At 64.3% G+C, this 25,356-nt stretch carries 27 protein-coding genes; 14 read left to right on the top strand and 13 right to left on the bottom strand.

The window, feature by feature from the left end; translation table 11 throughout:
• Positions 1-11 precede the first annotated feature (11 nt).
• A complete protein-coding gene (locus K2Y42_RS10735) occupies positions 12-908 on the top strand; it encodes a branched-chain amino acid aminotransferase (protein ID WP_291152151.1) in 897 nt (298 codons plus the stop codon).
• A 256-nt stretch (positions 909-1,164) separates the two neighbouring features.
• Here the strand turns inward: K2Y42_RS10735 and K2Y42_RS10730 are convergent, their stop codons facing one another.
• From K2Y42_RS10730 to K2Y42_RS10695, 8 genes are all read right to left on the bottom strand, one after another.
• On the bottom strand, positions 1,165-1,638 hold the full coding sequence (locus K2Y42_RS10730; protein WP_291152148.1) for an SRPBCC family protein: 474 nt from the start codon (positions 1,636-1,638) through the stop codon (positions 1,165-1,167).
• Positions 1,639-1,784: 146 nt separating this feature from the next.
• Entirely contained in the window at positions 1,785-2,474 is a 690-nt protein-coding gene (locus K2Y42_RS10725; RefSeq protein ID WP_291152145.1) for a response regulator transcription factor, read from the bottom strand.
• Complete coding sequence (locus K2Y42_RS10720; protein WP_291152143.1) at positions 2,468-3,973, bottom strand: HAMP domain-containing sensor histidine kinase; 1,506 nt, start codon at positions 3,971-3,973, stop codon at positions 2,468-2,470. The genes K2Y42_RS10725 and K2Y42_RS10720 overlap by 7 nt, the downstream gene beginning before the upstream one ends.
• A 226-nt stretch (positions 3,974-4,199) precedes the next feature.
• Positions 4,200-4,958: a creatininase family protein gene (locus K2Y42_RS10715; RefSeq protein WP_291152141.1), complete on the bottom strand. Its 759-nt coding sequence runs from the start codon at positions 4,956-4,958 to the stop codon at positions 4,200-4,202.
• 31 nt (positions 4,959-4,989) lie between these two features.
• Positions 4,990-6,351, bottom strand: a complete 1,362-nt coding sequence (glnT, locus tag K2Y42_RS10710) for a type III glutamate--ammonia ligase (protein ID WP_291152138.1) — start codon at positions 6,349-6,351, stop codon at positions 4,990-4,992.
• 84 nt (positions 6,352-6,435) lie between these two features.
• The gene (locus tag K2Y42_RS10705; RefSeq protein WP_291152136.1) at positions 6,436-7,452 is read right to left on the bottom strand and encodes an ABC transporter substrate-binding protein; all 1,017 of its coding nucleotides are present in this window, start codon (positions 7,450-7,452) and stop codon (positions 6,436-6,438) included.
• Between the two features lie 37 nt (positions 7,453-7,489).
• Entirely contained in the window at positions 7,490-8,299 is an 810-nt protein-coding gene (locus tag K2Y42_RS10700) for an ABC transporter ATP-binding protein (protein WP_291152133.1), read from the bottom strand.
• A gap of 2 nt (positions 8,300-8,301) precedes the next feature.
• Positions 8,302-9,207, bottom strand: coding sequence for an ABC transporter permease (locus K2Y42_RS10695; RefSeq protein WP_291152130.1), 906 nt, complete (start codon positions 9,205-9,207; stop codon positions 8,302-8,304).
• 185 nt (positions 9,208-9,392) lie between these two features.
• On the opposite strand from K2Y42_RS10695, the gene K2Y42_RS10690 reads away from it, so the two are divergent.
• Positions 9,393-10,073 (top strand): TetR/AcrR family transcriptional regulator, encoded by a 681-nt coding sequence (locus K2Y42_RS10690; RefSeq protein WP_291152127.1) that lies wholly within the window; start codon positions 9,393-9,395, stop codon positions 10,071-10,073.
• 75 nt (positions 10,074-10,148) lie between these two features.
• Here K2Y42_RS10690 and K2Y42_RS10685 read toward each other — a convergent pair whose 3' ends face one another.
• Positions 10,149-12,245: an autotransporter domain-containing protein gene (locus tag K2Y42_RS10685; RefSeq protein ID WP_291152124.1), complete on the bottom strand. Its 2,097-nt coding sequence runs from the start codon at positions 12,243-12,245 to the stop codon at positions 10,149-10,151.
• 206 nt (positions 12,246-12,451) lie between these two features.
• Complete coding sequence (locus K2Y42_RS10680; RefSeq protein WP_291152121.1) at positions 12,452-12,916, bottom strand: AAC(3)-I family aminoglycoside N-acetyltransferase; 465 nt, start codon at positions 12,914-12,916, stop codon at positions 12,452-12,454.
• A gap of 476 nt (positions 12,917-13,392) precedes the next feature.
• Between K2Y42_RS10680 and K2Y42_RS10675 the strand changes: the two genes are divergently transcribed.
• The 3 genes from K2Y42_RS10675 (at position 13,393) to rfbD (ending at position 16,521) form a co-directional block, all read left to right on the top strand.
• On the top strand, positions 13,393-14,991 hold the full coding sequence (locus tag K2Y42_RS10675) for an NAD(P)/FAD-dependent oxidoreductase (RefSeq protein ID WP_291152119.1): 1,599 nt from the start codon (positions 13,393-13,395) through the stop codon (positions 14,989-14,991).
• Positions 14,992-15,160: 169 nt separating this feature from the next.
• Positions 15,161-15,535, top strand: a complete 375-nt coding sequence (locus K2Y42_RS10670) for a hypothetical protein (protein WP_291152116.1) — start codon at positions 15,161-15,163, stop codon at positions 15,533-15,535.
• A gap of 83 nt (positions 15,536-15,618) precedes the next feature.
• Positions 15,619-16,521 (top strand): dTDP-4-dehydrorhamnose reductase, encoded by a 903-nt coding sequence (gene rfbD, locus K2Y42_RS10665; protein ID WP_291152114.1) that lies wholly within the window; start codon positions 15,619-15,621, stop codon positions 16,519-16,521.
• A gap of 37 nt (positions 16,522-16,558) precedes the next feature.
• On the opposite strand, the gene K2Y42_RS10660 is transcribed toward rfbD, so the two are convergent.
• Positions 16,559-16,903, bottom strand: a complete 345-nt coding sequence (locus K2Y42_RS10660) for a hypothetical protein (RefSeq protein WP_291152112.1) — start codon at positions 16,901-16,903, stop codon at positions 16,559-16,561.
• 144 nt (positions 16,904-17,047) lie between these two features.
• Between K2Y42_RS10660 and arfB the strand changes: the two genes are divergently transcribed.
• The 8 genes from arfB to K2Y42_RS10620 all read left to right on the top strand — a co-directional run bounded on the left by arfB (position 17,048) and on the right by K2Y42_RS10620 (position 21,687).
• Complete coding sequence (gene arfB, locus K2Y42_RS10655; RefSeq protein WP_291152109.1) at positions 17,048-17,470, top strand: alternative ribosome rescue aminoacyl-tRNA hydrolase ArfB; 423 nt, start codon at positions 17,048-17,050, stop codon at positions 17,468-17,470.
• A 32-nt stretch (positions 17,471-17,502) separates the two neighbouring features.
• Entirely contained in the window at positions 17,503-18,279 is a 777-nt protein-coding gene (gene otnI / locus K2Y42_RS10650; protein ID WP_291152106.1) for a 2-oxo-tetronate isomerase, read from the top strand.
• Between the two features lie 154 nt (positions 18,280-18,433).
• Complete coding sequence (locus tag K2Y42_RS10645; protein ID WP_291152103.1) at positions 18,434-19,498, top strand: DUF3829 domain-containing protein; 1,065 nt, start codon at positions 18,434-18,436, stop codon at positions 19,496-19,498.
• A gap of 468 nt (positions 19,499-19,966) precedes the next feature.
• Positions 19,967-20,191 (top strand): hypothetical protein, encoded by a 225-nt coding sequence (locus K2Y42_RS10640; RefSeq protein WP_291152100.1) that lies wholly within the window; start codon positions 19,967-19,969, stop codon positions 20,189-20,191.
• A 71-nt stretch (positions 20,192-20,262) separates the two neighbouring features.
• Entirely contained in the window at positions 20,263-20,532 is a 270-nt protein-coding gene (locus K2Y42_RS10635) for a hypothetical protein (protein WP_291152098.1), read from the top strand.
• Positions 20,529-20,768, top strand: coding sequence for a hypothetical protein (locus tag K2Y42_RS10630; protein WP_291152095.1), 240 nt, complete (start codon positions 20,529-20,531; stop codon positions 20,766-20,768). Before K2Y42_RS10635 ends, K2Y42_RS10630 begins: the two co-directional genes overlap by 4 nt.
• Positions 20,765-21,013 (top strand): DUF2188 domain-containing protein, encoded by a 249-nt coding sequence (locus K2Y42_RS10625; protein WP_291152092.1) that lies wholly within the window; start codon positions 20,765-20,767, stop codon positions 21,011-21,013. Before K2Y42_RS10630 ends, K2Y42_RS10625 begins: the two co-directional genes overlap by 4 nt.
• Positions 21,014-21,423: 410 nt before the next feature.
• On the top strand, positions 21,424-21,687 hold the full coding sequence (locus K2Y42_RS10620) for a DUF1488 domain-containing protein (RefSeq protein WP_291152089.1): 264 nt from the start codon (positions 21,424-21,426) through the stop codon (positions 21,685-21,687).
• A gap of 105 nt (positions 21,688-21,792) precedes the next feature.
• Here K2Y42_RS10620 and K2Y42_RS10615 read toward each other — a convergent pair whose 3' ends face one another.
• Entirely contained in the window at positions 21,793-23,061 is a 1,269-nt protein-coding gene (locus tag K2Y42_RS10615) for an Hsp70 family protein (protein WP_291152086.1), read from the bottom strand.
• 402 nt (positions 23,062-23,463) lie between these two features.
• On the opposite strand from K2Y42_RS10615, the gene K2Y42_RS10610 reads away from it, so the two are divergent.
• The gene (locus K2Y42_RS10610) at positions 23,464-24,207 is read left to right on the top strand and encodes a L,D-transpeptidase (protein ID WP_291152083.1); all 744 of its coding nucleotides are present in this window, start codon (positions 23,464-23,466) and stop codon (positions 24,205-24,207) included.
• A 108-nt stretch (positions 24,208-24,315) separates the two neighbouring features.
• Here the strand turns inward: K2Y42_RS10610 and K2Y42_RS10605 are convergent, their stop codons facing one another.
• The gene (locus tag K2Y42_RS10605; RefSeq protein ID WP_291152080.1) at positions 24,316-25,305 is read right to left on the bottom strand and encodes a hypothetical protein; all 990 of its coding nucleotides are present in this window, start codon (positions 25,303-25,305) and stop codon (positions 24,316-24,318) included.
• Positions 25,306-25,356: the final 51 nt, after the last annotated feature.

Below are 25,356 nucleotides of genomic sequence, written 5' to 3'. Positions count from 1 at the left end.
AGGACGTCACCATGGCTGAGATCGTTCCTTACCACGACCGCGACGGTTTCATCTGGATGGATGGCAAGCTCGTACCGTGGCGTGAGGCAGACATCCACATTCTGACCCACGCCCTGCACTACGGCAGCGCCGTGTTCGAGGGCGAACGTGCCTATGGCGGCGAAATCTTCAAGCTCACCGAGCACACGGAGCGCCTGATCGAGAGCGCCCGCATCCTGGAATTCGAAATCACGCAGAGCGTGGCCGAGATCGATCAGGCCTGCCGCGACGTCGTGGCGGCCAACAAGCTCGTCGATTGCTACGTCCGCCCGATCGCCTGGCGCGGCAGCGAGCAGATGGGCGTGTCCGCCCAGAAGACGAAGATCCATCTCGCCATCGCGGCCTGGGATTGGGGCTCCTACTTCCCGATGGAGCAGCGCCTCAAGGGCATCCGCATCGGCTTTGCCAAGTATCGCCGCCCGGATCCCGCCACCGCGCCGACCAAGGCCAAGGCCGCCGGTCTCTACATGATCTGCACCATCGAGAAGCATCGCGCCGAGCGCGCGGGGCTGGCGGACGCGCTGATGCTCGACTTCCGCGGTCGCGTCGCGGAATGCACGGGCGCGAACATCTTCTTCATCAAGGACGGCGTCATCCATACGCCCGAGGCCGATTGCTTCCTGGATGGCATCACGCGCCGCACAGTCATCGCGCTCGCCAAGAAGCGCGGCTACGAGCTGCACGAGCGCGCCATCATGCCGGACGAGCTGGGCGGCTTTACTGAGTGCTTCATCACGGGCACGGCAGCCGAGGTGACGCCGGTCTCCGAGATCGGCGAGTTCCGCTACACGCCGGGCCAGATCTCCGAGACGCTTCTCAACGACTACATGGCGCTCGTGCAACCCGACAAGAAGCTCGCCGCCGAGTAAGCCTGCGGTCTTTCGATTTTACACATCAGCCGGGGCGTCTCGATCACGAGGCGCCCCGCTTGCGTTTCGGGGATCGGAGCAGCGCTTCCCGGTGGAGGCGCTACGATATTGATTTTCGGCCTGCTCGGCATTCGGAAGCCGGGCGGCGGTCATCGCTGAGGCACCTGGCCGGCGCTGCTTGGCAGTCGCCGGCCAGGCCTGAGTGCGAACGGAAGCCGTCGTCGGAAGTCGATCGTCTCGCGGCTTCGATGAGGCGTCACTTCGCGGCTTTTTCCACCAGGGAGTCGATGCCGGCGGCATAGACGCCGTTGATCGTCTTCACGGCGTCGGCATCGGACGCGCCCTTTGCGTCGAACGAGCCAGACCAATCGTATGCGGCGCCGTCTCCCTTTGGAACGACCTTGAGTGTCGATTTGTAGTTAGCCACCGGCAGGGCGCCCTCGATGATCGTGTACGTCAGCGTCATCGCCTTGTCGTTCTGCTCGACGAGTTGCTCGAGAATGGTGCCGCCGCCTTTGAGGCTGAGCGTCCGAAACGTAGCGCCGTCTTTCTGCGACAGCTCGCATTTCTCGACCGCCGGATGCCAGGCCGAAATTCCGCAGAAGTCGCCGATGCCTGCCCACGCCGTGGCGGCAGCGGCCGGCGTATCCTTGCTGTAGTGGGCGTCCAGTGCGAAAGCCGACGTGGCGCCAAGTGCGGTCATAATCGCGATCAGGGCAATTTTTTTCATGTCCTCATTCCTCCCAGGGCAGCGGCGCGGCGCATGGGGCGCGGCGTCCGGCTGACCGCGCGACGTTGCCTTATAGCCGGACATCGTTGGTCAGACGCCTGGAAGGCGGTTGTAAGAAAATTGTCAGGCCCCGCCGCGTGGCCGCCTCATGGGTCGAAGCGATACCCCGCCCCATGCACGGTCACGATAATGCGCGGCTCGGCCGGGCGGGCTTCGATCTTGCGCCGCAGAGCGGAAATGAACTGATCGAGCGCCCGGCTGTTCGAAAAATGCTCCTGACCCCAGCAATGGTCGTAGAGCTCATTGCGGCTGACGACGAAGCCCGCCCGCGTATGGAAGAATTTGAGAACCGCCGCCTCGCGCGGCGACAAGGCGATGACGGTCGCGTTGCGATAGGCGCGCAAGGCGCGCGGGTCCACGCGCAGGTCGCACATGGCGAAGTCGCTGGAGCCCTTTGGTGCATCGGGCGGCGCGACCGCGCTGCGCCGGCTGATCGCCCGGATGCGAGCAAGCAGCTCTTGAGTGCTGAACGGCTTGCCCATGTAGTCGTCGGCGCCGAGCCCCAAGCCCAGGATCCTGTCGATTTCCTCGTTGCGGGCGGTGAGAAACAGGATCGGCACACGGGGATCCTTGTGCCGGATTTGCTTGCACGCTTCGAATCCGTCGACGCCTGGCATCGACACGTCGAGCAGGCAGAAATCCGGAGACGATGCCGCGAACGCGGCGATGGCGGTTGAGCCGCACTCGGCGGTGATCGTGGCGAACCCTTCGAGCTGCAACAACTCGGCGAGGCCGCGCCGAAGATTGGGATCGTCCTCGGCGATCAGGATCAGCATGCAGAGGGCTCCTGCCCGACGCGCGCTACCGGAAAAGACTGCATGGTGAGAACGAAGCGGGCGCCAGGGCTCTCGGCCTCCACCCAGCAATTGCCACCGTTTTGTTTGGCGAGCAAGCGGACCGCGGCGAGCCCGAGGCCAAAACCGGACGCCGCGGTCGCAACACCCCGCTCCAGCGGCTCGAATATCTGCTCGCGTTGGTCTGCGGCGATGCCGGGACCGCTATCGCTCACGTCGAGGCGCAGCGTATCTGAACTCTGCATCGTTGCGATCTGGATTTCCGAACCGGGGGCATACTTGCGAGCATTGTCTATGAGATTGACGATGCAGCGCTCCCAGGACGTCCGGTCGAAGCGGCTCGCGAGGCCGGCCCCCGGAGTGAACTGAACTCCGCAGCGTGCATCGGCCAGCGTTGGCTCGAATTTCTCCAGGATGGCACGCAAGCAGGCGTCCGGTATGGCGGTCTCGAGCCGTGGCGTTGTCATGGCGCCTCGCGCGACCGAAATTGCGTTCTCCGCCAGATTGGAAAGCCGGTCGATCTCACTGTTGAGGACGGCGCCATACCGCTCGACGGACGCGGCATCCATCGACTTTCGGAGCAGCAGCTCGGTGTGGAGCTTCAGGTTTGCCAGCGGCGTCCTGAGCTCGTGAGCGAGCTGGGCGATAACGTTGGCGCGCGCCGCCGCAGTTTCCTCCCTGAGCATGGAAGAGCGGTACAACATCCACGTCATGGCGATCCAGCCCACGATCAGTGCGACTGCCGCAAGATACAGAAGGAGCGGCGGCTGCAATCCGTCGCCGGCCGACGCCGGATCGACGGCGCGCAAGCTCCAGCCCTGCAACAGCCCCTCGAGGGGCTGAGAGGTCGCACTGAGCGGGCCGGTTTTTGGTTGTCCGATTTCCAATCCGTTTGGATCGACGAGAGCGACATTCGTCAGGCCCGTGCTCTGCGTGACGCGATCCATCGCCGTTCGAAGCGCTCCGGTCACGTCCGCGCTGTCGACTGCAATGCAGACCGAAGTGTCCATCGTGCCGGCCGAGCACCGCACGATAGAAAACCCCGATCCGGCAGGCGCCAGTTGTGTAGCCGATGACCGCGTCTTATCGAGCGTGACGACCAGGGACTGCGCCTTGTCCTGCAGCACGCGGGCAATGTCGTACTGATGCTCGAGCCCAGTCGCCGAATACAAGGGCGCGCCAAGCTCAAATACGAACGCGTATGTGAAAACGCGTTTGCGGGCCAGCGCCGAGAGCGCATCGCTTCCGCCGGCGGCATACGCCGCGTGTGTCTTGGTGAGCGCCTCCGATCCGAGACTTTCAAGCGGCGCGATCACGAGCGCTTTGGCTGCGTCCATGCGCTCCTTGGCCAGATGCTCGCGGCGCAATTTCAAGCCGTCGTATTCCAGCGCCAGCGTGCGAACCGCAAGCAGCGCCAGCACCGCGACGGGGACCAGGAGCACGATTGCAATCAGGGGCAGGGGTTTGCTGGATATCGACATCAGGCCGGCGGGATCAGCGTCTTGGGGGAGCGAGCTCGTTCCACCTGTAGGCCGGTGCAACTCTGCCGTCCACGAAGAAACTGGCGAGGCGGGTGTTCAGCTCTGATGGCGGCTTCACGCCACTCCCCGAGATTTTAGCTTGGAGGTGGCAAGGTGGTCGGCATCTATCGCAAGCGGCATCCCGCGATCAGGTGGTCGGAGCGGGCGCGTTTTCCTACGCCACCGCCTAAACCCGGGCGTTGTAGCAAAATTCGAGAGGCGGCGTTTCTCGTTTGCCGCGCTCGACCAGCTCGGCAAGATCCTCCACCATCCATTGGAAAAGCTGCCGGCCCTGTTCGACGGTGGCCGTGCTCGGCGTCCCCGTCACGCCGTTGAGGCTGGTCCGGTTGACGGGGTGGGAGAACACCAGGCCCTCCGTGCGATCGGGATCGTCCGCGGTTGCATTGAGTTCAGGTCGGGCAATGTGAGGCGCCACCGCCATCATCAGCGCGGTCTCGGCCGCGTTCGCATGCCAATCGTCACCATCGGCGAAATGGGCTTCGCGCACGCGCGCGCTGATGTGCGCGCTGTTGATGACCGCGACCTTGAGCTCGTCGTGCTCCGCCCGCAGCATCTCCAAGGCGCAGCGCAGCGGAGCGGCGTTCGTGACGTGACTGTTGACGATGAACAGGCGCCGCACGCCGCTATGGAACGCCCAGTCTCCGATCTCCTTGACCAGGTTGATGAGCGTGATGGGCTGAAGGGCGATCGTTCCGGGCCATCGGCGGCTGTGGCCGATGGAGCAGCCGTAGGGGAGAAGTGGCAGCATCGGCACCTGCGTGCGTGCCGCCACCTCTCTGCAGAGAACATCCGCAAGCACGAAGTCCATGCCTGTGGCCAGATGCGGGCCGTGCTGCTCGGTCGCTCCGATCGGCAGCAGCGCGCTGTAGTTGGCCGCTGCCAGATCGGCAGGCAGCTCGGTCCACGTCCGTTCGGCCCATTGCACCGGGTGTGCTCCCTCGCGGTTGGCGTGCGCCTCAGTAGAACTTGAGGTAGCGGGACTTCTCCCAGTCAGACACGTGGTTGATGTAGCTCATCCACTCGTCGCGTTTGAAGTCCAGCCACGACGTATGCATCGCATCGCCGAACACGGTGCGCGTCAGTGGGTCGGCCTCGAAGGCGTCGAGCGCATCTTCCAGAGTCTTGGGGAGGCGCGAGATCCCGAGATCCTTCAGCTCGGCTTCGCTCTTGAGATACATGTTGTCCGTGTGAGGCTCGCCGGGATCCAGCCCCTGCTCGATGCCTTCCAGTCCCGCGGCCAGCACGAGCGCGGCTCCGAGATACGGATTGCAGGCGCTGTCGGCGGCACGAAGCTCGACGCGCCCGCCGCCCAGAGGAATGCGCAGCGTGTTGGTGCGGTTGTTGTCGCCGTAGCATGCCCAGACAGGCGCCCACGTGAAGCCGGACATCGATCCCTTGAGCACGAGCCGCTTGTAGCTGTTGACCGTCGGCGCGACGACGGCGCAGATCGCCGGCAGATGCCTCATGACACCGGCCAGGAACTGATAGCCGAGCTTCGAGAGGCCGCAGCCGCGCGGATCGTCCGGATCGGAGAACAGGTTGCGCCCGGACTTGAGATCGGCGAGCGACATGTTGAAGTGCGCACCGCTTCCCGCGCGATCCCCGTAGGGCTTCGGCATGAACGTGGCGAAGCCGCCGTGCTTGCGCGCGATCTCATGCGCCATCAGGCGGAAAAACACGAAACGGTCGGCCATCGACAGCGCGTCGAAGAAGCGGAAGTCGATCTCGAACTGACCCGTGCCGTCCTCGTGATCGAAGCTGTACACGTCCCAGCCAAGGCCGTTCATGGCCTGCACGAGTTCGTCCATCCATCCCATGTTGTCGAGCATGCGCGAGACGTCATAGGCGGGCTTGTCGAGGTTCCGGCGATCGGACATGGGGCGGTAGCCGAGCGCGGGATCGTCGCGCAGCACGTAGAATTCGGCCTCCATGCCGAGGTTCATGCCGTATCCCATGCCGGCCGCCTTCGCGAGCGAGCGCTTGAGGATGTTGCGGCTGCAGGCCTCGAACGGCTTGCCCTTGCACCAGAGGTCGCTCGCGAACCAGGCCACATCCTGCTTCCACGGCAGAACGGTGCATGAGGCGGCGTCGGGATGGGCCGCGACTTCCTCGTCGCTTACGTCCTGCGGCACGCCATCGAGCGCTGCTCCCGTGCACAGCTCCGAGCCAGTCATCATGCGGTCGAGATGCGCGACCGGAACGACCTTGCCCTTGGAGACGCCGTGCATGTCGACGTAGCTGGCAAGCAGGTACTTCACGCCTGATGGCCCGAGCGTTTCGCTCAGTGCGTGCGGTTTCTTATCGGCGGCGGCGTCCACGGCAAGTCTCCGTTGTTTATGAAGGTACGCGGGTGTGTGGGGAGGTGAACGGCCTCATCCGGAGGACGAGGCCGTTCCGGTCACTCATTTCGCGGCGGCGAGCTTATCGACGAACACCTTGGTGAAGGTATCCTCGACCTTCGGGGCGGCCGTGATCTGCTTGCGCGCCATGAGAACTTCCGCGATCAGGTTGCCCGTCGTGTAGAACGACTTTGCATCGTCGCGGGGACCGAAGTAGCCGGCCATCTCGGAGACGGGCACGTTGTAGACGCCCTTGGCCTGCTCCTTGACGTCCTCGACCGTGGTCGAGAAGTACTTGGCGACGATCGCGTAGGCTTCCTCGGGGTTCTCCTTGAGGAACTTCATGCCGTCGATGTAGCCGTTGATGACGGCTTCGACGGTCGCCGGCTTCTTGGCGATGAAATCGGCGGGGAAGTAGAGAACGTCCGTGATGAGGCCCGGCGCGGTTGCCGACGTGTAGATGGCGTGGAAGCCGTCGCCGACCTCGAGCTTGAGCGATTTGCTGACGTTGGGCTCGTAGGTCGCACCCGCGCTTGCGCCAGCGGCGAGGGCTGCCGGCACGTTCTCCGGCGTCGTGTCGATGCCCTCGACGTCCGCTTCGGTGAGCCCGGCCGACTTCAGAGCGTAGGCGACGAGAAGGTTGTCGCACGTGGCGAACGGATAGGCGACCTTCTTGCCCTTGAGGTCTGCGAGCGACTTGACCGACTTGCTCGCGATGATGGCGTCGGCGCCGTTCGAGTAGTCGATCGGCATCACGACGCGGTAGTCGTTGCCGTTGGCGACGAGGTTGATCACCTGGTCGTAGGTGTACATGGCGCCCTGGATGCCGCCGCTGGCGAGAGCGGCAGGGATGAGCGCGGGATCTGCGAAATCCTTGAGCTCGACCTTGACGCCATGCTTGCTGAACAGGTTCTTTTCGACGGCCACGTAGAAGGGCGCATAACCGATCCAGGCGACGGTCGCGAGCGTCACGCTCTCTTCCGCCCGCGCCTGCGGCACGCCCGCACCCGCGAGCACGCCGGCAAGTCCGGCCGCAAGGATCGAAGCCTTTCGTAGGCCATGAGCGAGTTTAGCAAGCATAGGATACTCCCTTTCTTGAGAACGCTGCGGCATCGCCTCAGCTGGATGAACTCGGGTCTGCGCCGTCGAACGAGGCGGCGGCGGTCTCGCGGACGCGAGACGTGATGCGTCGTTTGAGCTCCATGAATTTGGGCTCAAGGCGGATGTCGTCTGTGCGCGGGGAAGGCAGCGCCACGTCGTAGATGCTGTCGATGCGCCCCGGGTAAGGGGCCATCAGCACGACGCGCGAGCCGAGATAGATCGCTTCCTCTACGTCGTGCGTCACGAACACGATGGTCGTGCCTTCCTCGCGCACGACATCGAGCACAAGGTCCTGCATGACTTCGCGTGTCTGGGCATCGAGGGCGCCGAAGGGCTCGTCCATCAGCAGCACGGCGGGCTTTGACATCAGCGCGCGGGCAATGGCGACTCGCTGGCGCATGCCGCCCGAAAGCTGCGAGGGGTAGGCGCTCTTCACCTTCGACAGGCCGATGAGCGACAGCAGATTCTGGGCGCGCGCTTCCTCGGCTCCACGTTCGAGGGCGAGATTGTCGTCTTCGTTGGTCGAGAGCCGGCGGCTGAAAAGCACGTTGTCCATAACGCTCAGCCAGGGGAACAGGCTGTAGTCCTGAAACACCATGGCCCGCTCGACGCCAGGCCCTTCAATCGGGTGGCTGCTGCACGTGACGCTTCCGGCATCGGAAAACTCGAGCCCCGCGAGAATGCGCAGCAACGTGGACTTGCCGCATCCGGATGCGCCGACGATGGTGACGAACTCGCCGGGCTCGATGACGAAGCTGACGTCGTCGAGAACGCGCGTTTCGCCAAACGCCTTCGTGAGATTCTGAACAGAGAGGCCCTTTGTCATGATCAGCGCCCCTTGAGGTAAGGAAAGAGCACGGCACGAAGGGCGCGCATGAATTGGTCTTGCAGCAGGCCGATGAGGCCGATCACGATGAGACCGGCAAAGATCTTGTCGGTTTGCAGGAAGCGCTGAGCCTTGAGGATCGCGTAGCCGATGCCGGAGTTCGCAGCGACCATTTCGGCCACGACGAGGTAGGTCCAAGCCCAACCGAGCGTCACGCGCGACGTGGTCAGCAATGCCGGCGCCGATGAGGGAAGGATCACGCGAAAGAGGATCTCCCGCGACGTGGCGCCCATCGTCTGTGCAGCCTCGATCTGCTGCATCGGCACACGGCGCACGTCGTCCGCGAACATCAGCAGCATCTGGAAGAACGTGCCGATGAAGATGACGGAGACTTTCGAAGCTTCCCCAATGCCGCACCACAGCAGCATCAACGGCACGAACGCCACGGCGGGCATGTAGCGGACGAAGTCGAAAGCGGGCTCGAGAAAGGCCTCGCACGGCTTGAACGTGCCGCACAGCAAGCCCAGGGGCAGAGCGATCGCGAGAGAGAGCGCGAAGCCGAGCGTGACACGCTGCACGCTGATCCAGAGATCGGCGGCAAAGCCCTCGTTGGTCACCCAGTTTGCAAAGCGCCCGACCACTTCGATGGGTGCCGGCATGAACAGCTTCGGAACGGCGCCGAGCGAAAGAAGGCCGATCCAAAGAAGGAACGGGAGCGCGATCCCCAGCACGGCAATCGCAGCGTAGGTCTTGGAAGACAGGGTTCCGCGGATCGCCCACAGCCGGGGGCGGCGACGGTTCGGCGGTGTGCCGGATCCTGCGGCAGGCTCCAGCTCCCGCGGTTTCGTTGCCCTGCCTGCGTCCATCGCGATCATCCGTCCGTCCCAGGCGAAGAGGTTCTCGACCACTCACGCTGCTGCGTTTTGTGTATTTAATTAACTGCTGAAATAATTTATGCGTTCAAGCGAGAAGTCGTTGAAAAGCGCCCATTTTTCGAACAGAAATTGCACCACCGTGCACAAACGTGCGGCGTCGCTGCAAACGGATCGAGTCTGATACAAGAGGACGCGTGCGCGCGCGGAGAGGCGAGGGAATGGCCCGGGAAACGAGAAAAACGCAGGAACGTTCGAAGAAGAGCGGCGAGGGCGTTCCGCGTTCGAAACGCGCAAGCGGCGCGGGGCGGCCGAAGCTCTCGGTGGCCACGCCGGATGCGCAGCTGCGGATCAGAGAGGCGGCGCTGGAGCTGTTTTCGAAGCGAGGCTTTTCGTCGGTGACGACGAAGGACATCGCCGACGCCACGGGCTTCAATCCGGCGCTGATCTACTACTACTTCGGCAGCAAGGAAGATCTGTTCCGCCAGTCGGTCACGCTCGCGGTCGAGCGCGCGTTCGAGCAGTTCCGCGCTTCACGTCAGAGCCTGGAGCGGCCGGGCGATATCATCCGCAGTTGGCTCGACACGCACATCGTGCAGTTCGATGCGATCGCGAAGCTGATCATGATCTCGATCGACTACTCCAAGACCGCCCCACGCAAATCGCGCGTCCACGAAGTCATTCACAGGTTCTACGACGAGGAGCGCGAGGTGCTTCGGCAGACGCTGTCTGCGGGCATCGCGTGCGGGGATTTCCGCAAGATCGACGTCGACGAGACCGCAACGTTCATCTCGACCTATCTGGACGGCGTGTGCGTGCGCGCGGTCATCTTGAACAAGTTCGACCCTGTCGCCGCTATCCATCAGTTGCGGTCGTTCCTCGACACGCATCTGAAGCCCTAGGCACGAGCGCGAAGCGCGTGTTGGCGGGGGGGGCTCCTGGCAGCCTCCCGCGGGGGAAGCCGCGCAAGACCGCCGTTAGAACTTGAGGTTTGCGCCGAAGCGGGCGTTGAGAACCGTGTCGCCCTGGCTTTCGAGGGCGCCTTCGAGGCCCGCGAACAGCGCCATGCCGGCGGTGGGGCTCCAGGTCACGTCGGTGCCGAGGAAGACAGCAGCCGCATCGTCGTCACCCTGGATCGCAACGTTGAACGCGGTCGTATTGGCAAGCACGCCCACGAGATCGTCGTCGCCGATGTTGCTGCGCCCCTTGACGCCGCCGCGCCACATCGCAAGCCAGCTTCCGAATGCGTCCTCCCAGCGTCTGCGCAGCTCGACCTGAAGCCGCCCTTCGACGATCTCGACGTCGCGGCTCGCGAACGCCACCGATGCCAGCGATCCGCTCTCCGTGAAGCCATCGAGAAAGTGCGCCGCATAGCCGACGCTCGCCGACGGCACGACCAGCACGCCCATCATCGGCAATTCCATGCCGACGGTCGCTTCCGAATTGACGAGCCAGCCATCCCGGCTGCCGGTCGCGGTCTCGACGCCGTCGGCATCGAGGTTGTTCAGGATCCGCCGGCGCGACTCGGACTCGGTCGAGCCTGCCGTGACGATGATGTCGGTGTAGACCTGCCCGGCGAACGCGCGCCCGTACGCGCCGCCGAACCAGCCGTCCTGCTCGATCGCATGGCGCCGCGTCGCGCCCCCGATGCTGTTTGCGAACGCGCTCTCGAGGTCGGCTTCCGCATAGCCCGCAAACAGGCCGCCGCGCGCCCAGGAGGCGAGCGGCAACGAGAAGCCGGCCAGTCCACCTGTGAGGCGGACGTCGTCGCCCCCCGTGCCGCTTGCGTTGCCGCTGCTGCTGCGGGTGCTTTTGAAGCCCTGCATCCAAACGTAGCTCGCCGGGTTCCCGGACGTCAGGCGGTCATGCAATGCGGAATTGATCGCGCCCGTGAGATCCGAGAGCGCCTCGTCCTCGATGCCGAACAGCGTGGTCGCCGCGTCGAAAGTCGCAACCGTCAGCCCGCCGTTGAGCAGTGCGAACGGCCGCCCGCGTGTGTCGAGCGTATTGCCGCCGAGGGTCGGGTCCTGGTTGAAGGTCATGAGCCAGTTCTCGCCGCGCCCGAGCGTCACCGCATCGGCGTCGATGCCGAGCCGGATCCCTCCGGAGATGCGCGAGTTCTGCAGAAGCGTCAGCGTATTTGCGCCGTCGCCGAAGCCGATCGCGCTCGCTGTCGGTCCGGCGGCGATGACGGTGCCGCTGTTGATCATCGTCCCGTCGGAAAATGAGAACAGTCCGATGTTCGAGGCGCCGCCCGTGGCCCTGACCTCGCCGGTATTGATGATCGCGCCTGATGCGAAGCTGTAGATGCCGATGACTTCCACGGCGCTGGCGCCGGTCGCGGTGACGACGCCGCTGTTCGTGACGGAATTGCTGTTTGCGCCGAAGATGCCGAACACCCCGGAACCGCCGCTGGCGGATACCCTGCCGGTGTTCGTTACGGAATTGCCAGACCGGATGAGGATGCCAGCAACATCGGAGAACGCCGCGCCGGATGCGGAAACGCTGCCGCTGTTCGAGACGGTGTTGCCGTCGCGGGCATAGATGCCGTACGCGTCCGCGCCGAGCCCGCCGGTCGCGGTGATCGCCCCGCTCGTCGTGATCGTGTTGGTGTTGAGGGCGTTGATACCCCGCACGAGCGGTCCGCCGTCGCCGGCCGACGCGGTGATCGATCCGCTCAACGTCATCGTGTTGTTGTTGGCGACGCCGATGCCCGTGACGTTCGAAGCGTTTCCGCCGATGGCCGATACCGCGCCACTGCCGACGATTGTGTTGAAGTCGTTGGCGGTGATGCCGGCGGCCACGCCTCCGTTGCCGGCGGCGGCGGACACCGAGCCGTTGTTCATGATGGAGTTGGTGTCGGTCGCATCGATGCCGGTCGCGGTGGCGGCGTTAAGGACGTCAATCGCGCCGCCCTGCTCGATGGCGCAGGAATTGGCGCTGCCGAGCGTGGCTGTCGTGGTCTGCGTTTCCCCGCTGGCGACGCCAGTAGGGCACGCGGCGTGCGCAGCGGACGAGGCTGAGAGCACCAGAGCCGCAGTCACGGCAGATGACGCAACGCGCGTTCTCAGCAAGGTCGTCTCTCCGGACATTTGTGACAGGCCAAAGCCCGCTTGCTGCTTGCAATTCGTACAAGGAGCGTAAGTGCCGTTGGTCGAGCGGGGCAATAGTCAGTTTACCCGCAATTTTTGAATTCGAGCCGTTGATGCATCCGGGCAACGTCTCCCGCCCGATCCGGAGGGAAAACGGCCTCCCGTTCCGCCTGCCGGTCGCCAGCCGGCTACGGCACGGCAATATCGAAGTGGAGAACGGTCTCTCCGCACCCGAGCTTCGTGTAGAGCGCAATGGCCGGATCGTCGACGAGGTCGGCCTGCACGAAGATCACGTAGGCGCCGCGCGCCTGCGCGAGGGTCTTGAGCGCTTCGATCAGCGCCGTCGCCACCCCCTGGCGGCGATCCGCGGCCGCAACCGCAAGATCGTAAATGTAGAACTCGCTGCGCGCCCGCTCGAACTTGCGCAGTTCGTAGCCCGCAAGCCCGCCGGCAACTGCGCCGTCCCGCATCGCCGCGAGCGCCACGAACGTCTCGTCGCCGAGAAGCCGCGCGAGATAGGCGTCGTCGGGTTGCGCGGCCGTGTACGCGTCGCGATCCTCGAAGGCCTCGCCGAACATGTCCAGCATCTGCCGGAAGAGCGCGAGGTCTCCCGCCTGAAGGTGGCGGATCGAATAGGCGGGATCGGGAGCCATGGAAGAGACCTGCCTTCGCGAAATGACTGGAGCGCGAGCAAGCATGCCGGCCCGTGGGCGCGGCGCAAGCGTCGATCCCTCTTGCGGGATGCCGAAATGTGGCAGAAAGTGGGCCGATCGGATCCAGCAGCGCGGCCATCGCCATGAGAAACCTGCGCAAAAATCTGTTTCGCCTCGCCGGCCTGGGGGCATTCTCCCTCGTCGCGGTTTTCTCCATCGCTCTGGCCACGGCCGCCGGCAGTTCCGCTCAGGGAGTCAACCCCGGCCGCGATTGTCAGACCATCACCACCTGCCAGTTCCAGAGGGGCGGCAGCTATCGGGGATGCCTCTCGTCCTACAGTTGCCGGTATTGCCGCTACGTTGCATCGACGTGCGTGATCGGCGGTGCTCGCAAGCGGTGCAGCAAGTCGGTCTGTACCTGGGGGTGAGCGCGATGTAGGTCTCCGTAAACGCAGCGCGTTTCCGGAGGGACACTCGTGCACGATGTGGCGATCATTGGCGGCGGCCACAACGGCCTGACGGCCGCGGCCTATCTGGCGGCCGCTGGCCTCGATGTCGTGGTGCTCGAGAAGAATGCCCACGTGGGCGGGGCGGCCTTCACGGAGGAGTTCCATCCGGGCTTCCGCAATTCCGTCGCCGCCTACACCGTGAGCCTGCTCAATCCGAAAGTCATTTCGGATCTCGATCTCCACCGGCATGGCCTGCGCGTCGTCGAGCGCAAGGTCGCCAACTTCTGGCCCGTCGACGAGACGCGCGCGCTCGTGATGCCCTACGGCCTCGCCGCGCGGCAGCGAGCCATCGCCGCCTTTTCCGAGCGCGACGCCGCCCGTCTTCCCGCCTACGATGATGCCCTCGAAGCGGCCGCCAACGTGCTGAAGCGTCTCGTGCTCGAAACGCCGCCGAACGCGGGCGGCGGGCTGGCGGCGCTCTGGAAAGGCGCGCGCCTGTCGCATTCCATTCTGAAGCTGCCGCTCGAGACGCAACGCGATCTGGCCGCCCTCTTCACCGAGAGCGCGGCCGACTACCTCGCGCGCTGGTTCGAGAACGAGACGGTGCGGGCCGCGTTCGCCTTCGACGGCATCGTTGGGACCTACGCGGCGCCCTCGACGCCCGGCACGGCCTACGTGCTGCTGCATCACTGCTTCGGCGAAGTGAACGGCAAGACCGGCGTCTGGGGCCACGCCATCGGCGGCATGGGTGCGATCAGCGCGGCGATCGCGTCCTCTGCGCGCGAAAAAGGCGCCACGATCAGAACTGACGTGCCGGTGGCCAAAGTCGTCGTCGAAAACGGCCGTGCCGCCGGCGTGAAGCTCGCGAGCGGAGAGGTCGTGCGCGCGCGCGCCGTTGCCGCAGCCGTGCCGCCGAAGCTGCTGTTTTCCCGCCTCGTGCCCGAAGGGGCCGTCGCGCCGGATCTGCATCATCGCCTGAAGACCCTCAAGTCGGGCTCCGGCAGCTTCCGCATGAACGTGGCGCTTTCGGAGCTGCCACGCTTCACCTGCCTGCGCGGACGCGGCGAGAATGACGGCACGCTCGGCGCCGGCATCGTCATCGCGCCCACCATGGATTACCTCGAGCGCGCCTATCTCGATGCGCGCCGCGACGGCTGGTCGAAGGAACCGGTGGTCGAGATCCTGATTCCGACGATGCTCGACACGACGCTGGCTCCCGACGGCCGCCACGTCGCGAGCCTGTTCGTCCAGCACGTCGCGCCTCATCTGCCCGCGCCCCGCTCGTGGGCGGACCCCGCGGAAAAAGAAGCCTTCGCCGACCTCGTGATCGAGACCGTGACGCGCCACGCGCCGAACTTCAAAGCGAGCGTCCTCGGCCGTCAGATCCTGTCGCCACTCGATATCGAGCAGCGCTTTGGCATGGTCGACGGCGACATCTTCCACGGCGCGCTGTCTCTCGATCAGCTCTTCTCGCTCCGGCCCGTGCTCGGCCACGCCGACTACCGCATGCCGCTCGACGGCCTCTACTTATGCGCGTCGGGTGCACATCCGGGCGGCGGCGTGACGGGCGTTCCGGGCCACAACGCGGCGCGCGAAATCCTGCGCGATCTGCGCAAGCGCCGCTGAGCCGGGCAAGGTGGACTTGTGCTCTAAATGATAGCGCACAAAGTATGTCAACTATCTGATATATATAGGAAAAAATAATCCAGCGCCGATGCCGCATTAATCTTTTGGTAAGCGAATAAATCGAGCCTTCACCCATGTCTGAAAGGCACGGTATTGGGGAGAAAGTCCGATGGGAAAGCTATCCGAGTACATTTCCATGAAGCGCGACCTCGCGTTTGACTACGAACGCGAACTGCGCGCCGTTCGCGACCTGATGCACGGGCTCACCCGCCTGTCCGGCTCCGATTGCACGATCGATCTGACCGCGTCCGAGGGCTACGTCGCCGGCGGCCATGCGCGCGCGGCATTCTCGGATGCGCTGCGGGTCGCCATTCACGACACGCTGCTGCAGTACGCCCATGACCTCGCGTGCGAGGGGCTCGATCACGGCATGGACCAGGACATCGTCAGCAACGCCCTGAGCGGCGCACCGGTCACCCTGGTCCGCCCGCACATGACGGCCGGCGAGAACGGCAAACCGGTTCGTCTCGCGGCGTGCGCTTGAAGCCTTCGGTCGTGCGCCCCACGTGTCATCTGGGCCCGGCGCTGCGATCGTGCATCCGGACACGTCGATAAGGCCGGAGACGGATGCGGCTGTTGATTGCGGGCTGGCATGGACTGGTGGCGCGGGCCTTGATCGAGGCGGCGCCCTCCCGGCCGGAAATCAAGGCTCTGGCGGCCGGTCGTCCGGCGCTCGATGTGCGCGACCCGCGCTCGATCGAGCGTGCCTTCGGCGATCTGTCGCCGGACATGGTCATCAACAGCGCGGCTTACACCGCCGTCGACAAGGCCGAGCACGATCGAGACGCCGTTTTTGCAATGAACCGGGACGGTGCGGCGCTGCTGGCGCGCGCCGCCGCCCGCCGCAACATCCCCGTCATCCACCTCTCGACCCACTACGTCTTCGACGGCGGCAAACCGGCCGCCTACGACGAGCACGACCAGCCGTCGCCCGCCACCGTCTATGGCCGCTCGAAGTATGAGGGCGAATGCGCCGTTGCGGACGCGAACCCGCGCCACGTCATCATTCGCACGGGCTGGGTGTTCAGCACCGCCCCCAACGGATTTGCCGCCCGCATGCTGGCCCAGGCTCAATCCGGCGAGCACCTGCGCGTCGTTGCCGACCAGCGCGGCAACCCGACCTACGCGCCGCATCTCGCGGCCGCCATTCTCGAAATCGCCTGCCGCCTGGCTGCTGCCCCGTCTGAAAAAAATGGCGCCTCCGATGCAATGCCCTGGGGCACCTACCACGCGGCCGGCAGCGGAGAAGCGACCTGGCATAGCCTGGCGTGCGAGCTGATTGCCCGCGCCCCGGCCGCAAGGCCCTCAGCCGCGCCCGAGGCGATTGCATCGTCGGACTACCCGGCGGCCGCGCCGCGTCCCGTCAACGCAACGCTGAACTGTGACAAGTTCGAGCGCGTATTCGCGCTCCGCCTGCCGCCCTGGCAACGGGGTGTGACGGAGTGCGTCGCCGCGCTGGCCGCGCGCTGACAAAAATGCAGAGGAGCGGAACGCACCGGGCGCTGGTTCAGGCCGCCCGGTTTGCGCGCCGCACCGTGAGAATGGCCTTGATGAAGAGGCCGAGAAACGCCAGCAGCAGAACGACGAACGGCACGCTGATCCAGATATCGAGGCTGCGCGAGACAGGCTCGCTCAAGACACCGAAATGGGTCGCGAGCCTCTGAATGGCGGTGGCGCACACCGCGAGCAGGAACAGGTTGCTCGCCAGCATCAGGCGCGGCTCGGCCAGGTAGTACTTCGCGAGGAACATGTTGGGGGGCGGTGGCGGAGAGCCCGCCACGAGCGATGAAACGGCCAGTGGCAGAACGACGAGCGCCACGAAGCCGGAGACGATGAGGTCGAATAGGGTCACCACGAATGCCTCCATGAGATGGATTTGCTGACCATGGCCCATCGGGCGGCAACCGTCAGTCCCCGGCGATACACACTGCCCAGGCGGCGCGGCCGCCGCCACATTCCAGGTTTCCTGGCCCGGGAACTCTGCTAAATCCCAGCCATGCTGGATATCGACGACACCCTTTCCATCGACGACCGCGAGCTGGAGGAGCGCTTCATCCGCGCATCCGGTCCCGGCGGCCAGAACGTCAACAAGGTCTCGACCGCCGTCGAGCTGCGTTTCGACGTGCGCCATTCCGGCAGCCTTCCGCTCGCCGTGCGCGACCGCCTCGTTAAGCTCGCCGGCCGGCGCATCACGGACGAGGGCGTGCTCGTGATCCGCGCCGAGCGCTTCCGCACGCAGGAGCGTAATCGGGATGACGCCCGCCAGCGTCTCGTGGAGCTGGTGAAGGAAGCGATGCACGTTCCGAAGCGGCGCATCGCCACCAAGCCGAGCCGGGCCGCCAGGGCGCGCCGCGTCGACAGCAAGGTGAAGCGCGGCGGCGTCAAGAAGCTCCGCCAGTCTCGCCCGTCCCACGATTAAGCCTGAAGATTGAACCGCGCGATCGAGTGCCCATGCCCCGCTTTGCCGCCAACCTCAGCTTCATGTTCATGGACCTGCCGTTTCTCGACCGCTTCGATGCGGCGGCGAAAGCGGGCTTCAAGGGCGTGGAGTTCATGTTCCCCTACGCCGTGCCCGCCGCCGACATCCGCGCCCGGCTGGATGCCAACGGTTTGAGTCTCGTGCTGTTCAATCTTCCGCCCGGCCACTGGGACAAAGGCGAGCGCGGCTTTGCGGCGCTGCCCGGCCGCGAGGACGAGTTTGCGTCCGCCGTCGATCTGGCGCTGAACTATGCCGAGGCGCTGGGGTGCCCGCGCCTTCACGTCATGGCCGGGCTCACGACGCACGGCGCGACGCGCGAAGCCTACGTCGCGAACCTGCGCATGGCGGCGAGCTGGGCCGCGCCGATGGGCATCGACCTGGTGATCGAGCCGATCAACACCCGCGACATGCCGGATTATTTTCTCACCCGCACCGCGGACGCCCGCGATGTGATCGCCGAGGTCGGCGCGCCCAATCTGGGCCTGCAGTTCGATCTCTATCACCGCCACATAATGGAAGGCGGCGTGGAGGCGGCCATCGCCGAGTTCGGGCCCCTCGCGCGCCACTACCAGTGCGCCGACCCGCCGGATCGCGGCGAGCCGAGCCTCGCCACGCTCGATTACGCCCGCCTGTTCCGCGCCATCGACGCGAGCGGTTATACGGGTTGGATCGGCTGTGAGTACAAGCCGCGCGGCGACACGCTTGCGGGCCTCGGCTGGCCCGCCGCCTGCGGCGTCACGCTGGGGTGATGCCCCCGCTCCGCACACGGGTTCAGAGAGCAAATTTTTACGGCCTTCTCCAAATCCGATTGCCCGAGCGCTGATTATTGGCGACGCTGATGCCCTCATAGAGACACAGACGGGGCCGCCCGCTGCCCCGCGCCCACGGCTGAGGGAGCAATGCATGCGCGCGCTGAGATCTTGCAACACGGCCCGTGCAGCTTGGCTCGCGTTGGCGCTCGCGGCATCCATCCCGATGATGACTGTGCCGGGCGCTGCCGCCGAGGACCCCGCCGCCACGCTCCAGAAAGCCAACCTCTACATCGAGGTGTCCCGGTCCACCGAGCGTGCCCGCGACTCGTGGGAGCGCTATGCGAGCTGGGTCAACATGAAGACCGGCCCGACCGGCAAAGAGCGCTACATTTCCTACGGCATGTACGACGTCCACGACATCGCCGGTCTTTTGACGGAAGTCCGCAACAGCGCGAGCCTGAAGCCCGACACGCCCGCGCTCGACGCTGCCATCGCGACCTACCTCGCAGCCTACGAGGCTCTGGCGCCGGTTCTGAACGAGGCGAATGCCTATTACGAGCGCGAGGGCTATCGCACGGACGGCATGAAGGCCGGCAAGGCGCTCCACGTCCGCATGGTTCCCCTGGCCGAAGACTTCCTGGCCAAGCGCGAGGCGATGCTGCGCGAGCTGCGCCCCTTCGTGCGCGCGGCCGAAGGCATGGAGGTGGCGGCGATCGAGGCAAGCGAAGGGCGGACGCTCAGATGGCAGGCGGCGAACGTGCTCCACGCCGCCAACCGCATCATCGACACCTTTCCGAAAACGCGGCCCCAGCCCATCGACGCCGACACGCTCGATCAGATGATCGGCAATCTCGGCCCGAACAGCTCGGGAGCCGAGTTCGACCAGATCATCGCCGGCGTGGTGCCGCCCAAAGGGGTCGTCATCGACATGGCGCTGTTCGATCCCGCGATGAAATCCTACGCGGAGGCCGTCGAAACGTTCGACAAGTTCGCGGCCGCGAAGCCCAAAGGCGCGGAAGATCTCGAAGACTTCAACGGCAAGCCGCAAGCGCTGCTCGCCGCTCTGCGCGAGCTGCAAAAGCCGCTGCAACAGAACCAGGGGAAGGACTTCGAGAACTCTGGCCCCTTGGTCAATCAGGTCGTCCAGACCTACTTCGACATGTTCAACGACGGCAACGGCCTCGCCCAATCGCAGCTCCGGACGCTGTTGGAGTAGGGGGCAAGTCGGCAGGAGCTGCTGCGCTTTTGACCCGGTCGGATCCGCCGCTTCTGCGCTGACGTCGGCGGGCCCAAAGCGGCTCGGCGCCACGGAGGTTCGTGATCAGCGCCCCCTTGCACACTCACGTCCGTGATCGCGCGTGAGGGAAGCTGCGCTGCGCCTCCTGTTGCTTCACGACGCTGCCCAATCCCAGCATCGCACAGGCCGCTTGATGCAACGACACAGCAACACCAACGCAATACATTTAAGTAACGATAGTCGCCGCACCCCTAAATATGCGCTTATCGATCCGACATCTCAAATTTCACGTCAAGTAATCAAAAAGTTATTGTCCGCAAGTATCGAAAAATAAATTTCAGTTTATTTTGAGAAATGACATAATTCAAATGAAATAGCGTGACATAAGTTGAAAATAAGATTTGGGAACGTCCCAGATTATTTGAAAATTACTTAAGGAGATTTCTGATGACAAATGCACCCCAGGCGACAACTCCAGCAACTCCGCAGCCTGACAAGGCTGCCGGAATGCGTAGTGAAATCGCGCAGAAGTGGTCGAAGTTTAACGCCACGGAGATCGCCGGCCTCAAGGACAAGGACGACCTCGTCACGCAGGTCCAGGCGAAATACAGCCTCGACAAGGGGCAGGCCCAGCGGGACGTCGATGCTTTCGCGAATGGCCGCCAGCTCTAGTTCCAAGCTGAAGAGCCACTGAGACTCGCCCTCGGGAATAGCCGGGGGCGACCTTCCGCTAGGCGAACCCCATGATCGAACGAACAGCTCAAACGTCCGTTCAATTTCGCCGCCCGTTTCGGCTGGCCGGCTTCGACGAATTGCTCCCGCCCGGGACATACGAGATCGAAGTGGTGGAAGAGCAGATCGACAGCCTTTCCATCGTCGGTTGGCGCCGGACCTCGACCACGATCACGGTGCAGGCACCGACGGCGCTATCCCGGCAGCTCACGACGATTGATCCGGCGGATCTCGCCGCTGCCCTTGCGAGAGATGCGATGGACGAGGATGACCGGATGTGAATTTCAAAGTCGGTCAAGTGGTGTGCTTTGTCGGCATGACGCGCGATTCCGCAGCGGCACGCTTCGTTGCCTACAAGATACTGCGGCTCCGGCCTCGGCATGGGCGGGGTCCGTCCTATTGCGTCAAGACGATCCTCGAACCCGACGAGCGTTTTGCCGATCATGAAGAGTTGGTCTTGCTTTCCACGCTTTGGAATTCGAGCGTCACCGCCTTCCCCGAAAGGATAAAGCCATGACCCACGATCACGTCGAGGCATCGGTCAGAGAAATTCACGTGGTGCACGGACCCGGCGAATCCTGGCGGGTCAGAGAAGGCGGACAGATCCTCGCTTCTTCAAGCTACCGCCTACGTGCTCATGCCATGGCTTTCGCGCGCGCGGTTGCCTTTCAAGTCCATGCGGACATGATCGTTCACGATCGTAGCGGCGGGCGTACACGTCACGGCCGGGCGTCACTCAGCTACCCGACATCGCTAGATTGATGGGTCGGAGAATCCGACAGCCACGGAACGCCAGGTGACAATGCGTTCTCAAACGGCGCTCCGAAGCGCTTCGTCGACAAAAAGGGGCGATGATTGCAATGGCCGTCCGGCAAGATCGCGCGACCACCTTAGCTTTGGTTTTGCTGGCATGTTCGACGAGCATGGCACATTCACCTGCTCGTGCCAAACAGCCGCTGGGCCTGCCCGTTGACGCGCAAATCGAAAAACCGGCCGCGGAGACCAGAAGCTACGCGCCGCCGACCGAGGCGCAGAAGCTTGCTTCGTGCATGGATCTCTGGGAGCCCGCGACGCACATGAGCAAGACGTTATGGAAGACAGTGTGTGAGCGCATCCACACACAGAATTAGCCGTCCTTTGCGCCAGCGAGACGCCAGAAGGAGGATCGCTCTATGACCCTCACCTTTCCTAACCTGAGCCGGAGCTACGATGAGCGAGGCCGCCGCGTGCGTTTTTGGGGCTACGACGGAACGTTTGAGATCAATTTCTTCGTGGAGCAGCGCGCGTTCTCTCGCATAGACCCCAGCACGAAGCTGGATGAAGCCGGCTTCCTAAACACGTTCGATCGCTACAGGGATCGAATTCTTAAAGTGGCCTCAAATGCCTATTCCGACCGCCACCGAGACGCATACACGCTGGTCGTCGCTGATTTCTGACATGCATTGAAGCGATCTGCTCATCCCGCCGTGGACCAAGTATCTATGTCGGCTTGTGACGCCGAAGCCGACGTTTTCTTGGCTGAGCTCTCGCCACCGCCCACCCTACGCCGGCGTCGCGCGCATCGCCCCGAAACGGCTATGGGCTTCAAGTGCGAGCCCCGTGGCGACCGAACCGAACGCATCGCCTTCGACGATACGGGCATTGCCGAACACCTTGCGCAAGGTCGCAAGCAGCAGCGGTATCCGCGACGAGCCACCGGTCAGAAACACCGAGCCGATGGCGTCGGCGGCCACGTTGCTCTGGCTCAGGGTGTTTCTGATCGTCTTGTGGATCTGGCCGATCTGGTCGGCAATCGCGCCGTCGAACTGCTTTCTCGTGATGTCGATCGGCTCGATGCCGGCGAGCTTCTGCAAATCCATCGCCACGAGCTTTGCGGAGGAGAGCTGGATCTTGACGTCCTCGACGGCGGTCAGCAGCGCGTGACCCTTCCTGTTCTCCAGGACCTCGAGCAGCCGGTCGAGCTTTTCGGGCTCGAACACATCTCGGCGTACCCGGCGAATGTCGGCAAGGATCTTGTGGTCATAGAGGACGTTGATGCGCTGCCAGGTTGCGAGATCCTGGTACCACCACGAAGGTGTTTCCATGTCTTTGTGACGAAGCTTGGCGCCAAGCCCGAGATAGGGAAGCACGGCCTGGAGCTCAAGGCGACGGTCGAAATCGGTGCCGCCGATGTGCACGCCCGAGTAGGCGAGAATGTCGGATTTGCGGTCCACTTTCCCGCGCCGGTGCGGAGAGACGCGGACAATAGAGAAATCCGAAGTGCCGCCGCCGATGTCGACGACGAACGCGAGTTCTTCGGCGCCGGCTTGGCGCTCATAGTCGAGGGCGGCAGCGATGGGCTCGAACTGGAATTCGATATGCTTGAAGCCTGCGTGTTGCGCCGCCTGCCGGAGCTGATCCTCCGCACTCTTGTCGGCGACCGGGTCGTCGTCCACGAAAAACACGGGGCGGCCCATGACGACGGACGACGGTTCGTCGGCGGCCTTGCGCACGTAGCCGAGGAAAAGCGAGATGATCTCATCGAACCGGATGCGCTTCGTTCCAACTTGCGTCTGCTCGTGGATGAGCGAGGATCCGAGCACCGATTTCAGCGACCGCATCAGGCGTCCATTCTCGCGCTGCAAGTAGCGGGAGACCGCATCTCGGCCAAAGGTGACGCTTCCGTCCTCGAAGCTGAAGAACACTGCGGTGGGGATCGAAGCGCGGCCGTCCTGCAGGGGGATCAGAGAGGGATGAGCTTCAGCGGCATGGCCGATAGCGCTGTTGGATGTGCCAAAGTCAAGGCCGCACGCGCCGGAGGCAAGTGTCACAATCATGTCCTATGAGGATTAGGAGGCGCCGCATGCGGTCCGCGAGCAGACGCTCAAGGGCGAAAACACATGCGCGATTTCGCAAGGTCGCATGAGTTAGCAAGTTGCGAGGGTGCCTACAAGTTGATGCTTCGGTGAGCTTGTTCGCAAGATTGGGGCCTCAACGCGCCGTGCCGCAATGGGGCAGGACTGCAACAGGTGACGCTTCGTGCAGCCGCTGGACTGTGATCGGGACTTGTCCAGGGGCGGCGAGGTGCCCTATCAGGGCTAAGGTAATCAACCGGTTGCGGAACGCTTATGGAAATGCGCGCAACGTGTCTGGCTTTGGCGGCCTGTGTCGCGCTGATGGCGGCGCCGGCGAACGCGCAGTTCAGCGACTCTGTCGCTGAACATGATGCGCAAATGAAGGAAGCGGAGCGCCTCGAGCGCGAAGCGCGCCGTGCAACCGCCGAGCCCGTTGTCTATCCCAAGCATATGGATGGCGGCGAGCGGCCGGACATCGCGCCTGTCGCGCCGCCGATCGTCTATTTCGACCGCAGCGAGGAAACCGGCTCCATCATCGTCGATACGCAATCGCGCAAGCTGTACTTCGTGCTGCCGAACAAGAAGGCCTACGAGTATCCCATCTCGGTCGGCCGCGAGGGCTTCACCTGGACGGGCACGCAGCGCATCAGCCGGATCGCGTCCTGGCCGTCGTGGACGCCGCCGCCTGAAATGCACGAGCGCGTGCCGGGCCTGCCGCTCACGGTTTCGGGCGGGCTCAAGAACCCGCAAGGCGCGCGCGCGCTCTATCTCGGCAGTACCGTGTATCGTATCCACGGCACGAACAACGATCGCACGGTCGGGCGCGCGAATTCGTCGGGCTGCTTCCGTCTGACGAACGAGCACGTCGTGCACCTGGCCTCGATTGCGAAGGTCGGCACGAAGGTGAGCGTGCTTCAAGCTTACAACGGCGGCGTGAGCGAGACCGCGCCGTTGTCATCTCTGTTCGACTTCGGCTTTTTCGGCGACCCTCCCGAAAAGCCAAAAGTGAAAAAGCCTGCCGCGGTCAAGAAGAAGCCAGCGGTCGCCACGACCGCGGCGACGCCGAAGGCAGCACAGCCCGCTACAGCGGGCACCGCCGCCGATCCTGCGCAGAAGAAGTGACCGGCGGCAGCCGCTAAGCCGACGTGCTTGCGGGCTTCACTTTCAACCGAGGTCCGCTGTCGGCTCCATGCCGGCGTTCTCTATCGGCTGAGCCTCGCCAACTACACCCTACGCCGGCGTCGCGATATGGCCGGCTTCCACCAGCCCCTTGAGCATCACCGCCGCGCCGCACTGCTTGGAGACGGCGTTTCCGTCCCACACGTTGTCGGCCACGAACTTGCCCTTGCTGTAGTGGTTCGAGAAGCTCCAGAGATACGGCGTGTTGATCTTGTAGAGCACGCGGCTGCGCCAGCCGTTGTAGCCTTCCCAGCGATAGAGAATGCGCGGCAGGCTCCAGTCGGACTGCTCGTGCAGCTTGTCGTACTTGAGCGCGTCCACCGCGCTCGACACCCAGTCGGACGGCGGCAGCCACGGATTGGGCCGTCCCTTTGGCACCTGCCAGGTCTTTGCCTTGATCGAGTCGCCGTTGTGGAGATGCGAGTTCATGTCGAACGAGCATTCCATGCCGTGGATGATCGCCACCACGTACCACGGCACGCAGGTTTCCTCGAACACCTGCTCGTAGGCCTTGCGCCGCGTCGGATCGGCGATCTTCGACACGTACCACATCACCTCGGACTTCTTTTCCGGGCGGATCACGCAGGTGTCGAACAGCTTGCGATAATCGTCTGCGATGGCTTCGAACTTCGGCGCCGTGACGGCAGCCGCCTGCGGACCTTCCGGAATGTCGCGCTGTACGCGTTCCGCGTTGCGGCTCGTGCGCAGAATCTCGGACGCGCGGTCGATCAGGCTGCCAACGTCGGCGGACGTTGCTCCCGGCGCATCCGGCGCGGACGCGCTGACACCGTCCATGAAGTCCACCAGCGCGGGCTGGATCTCGGTGAAATCGTCACCCCCCGATGACGGCGCGAGCCCCATGCGCGGAACCGACAGCCCGAGCCGCTGGGCTTCCTCGGCGAGCGCGGTAAGCTCCGACCAGGGCCCCCGGCCGGTCTGCGCGAGCGCGGGCGAGAGGCTGAGGCGAGGCGTGAACGGCGCGGCCATCGCGGCGGCAAGCCCCGCGGCGATCTGGCGGCGGTCGAGATTGACCCGTGTCATGCTCACTCCCTCGTGCTTCTCATGCGTGCGTCAACTTCAGTTCCGGGTCAT

It is taken from the genome of Hyphomicrobium sp. (assembly GCF_019744875.1).
GTDB lineage: Bacteria > Pseudomonadota > Alphaproteobacteria > Rhizobiales > Hyphomicrobiaceae > Hyphomicrobium_C.
The sequence above is the reverse complement of the archived record's forward strand: the minus strand, read 5'-3'. Positions and strand labels throughout refer to the sequence as shown.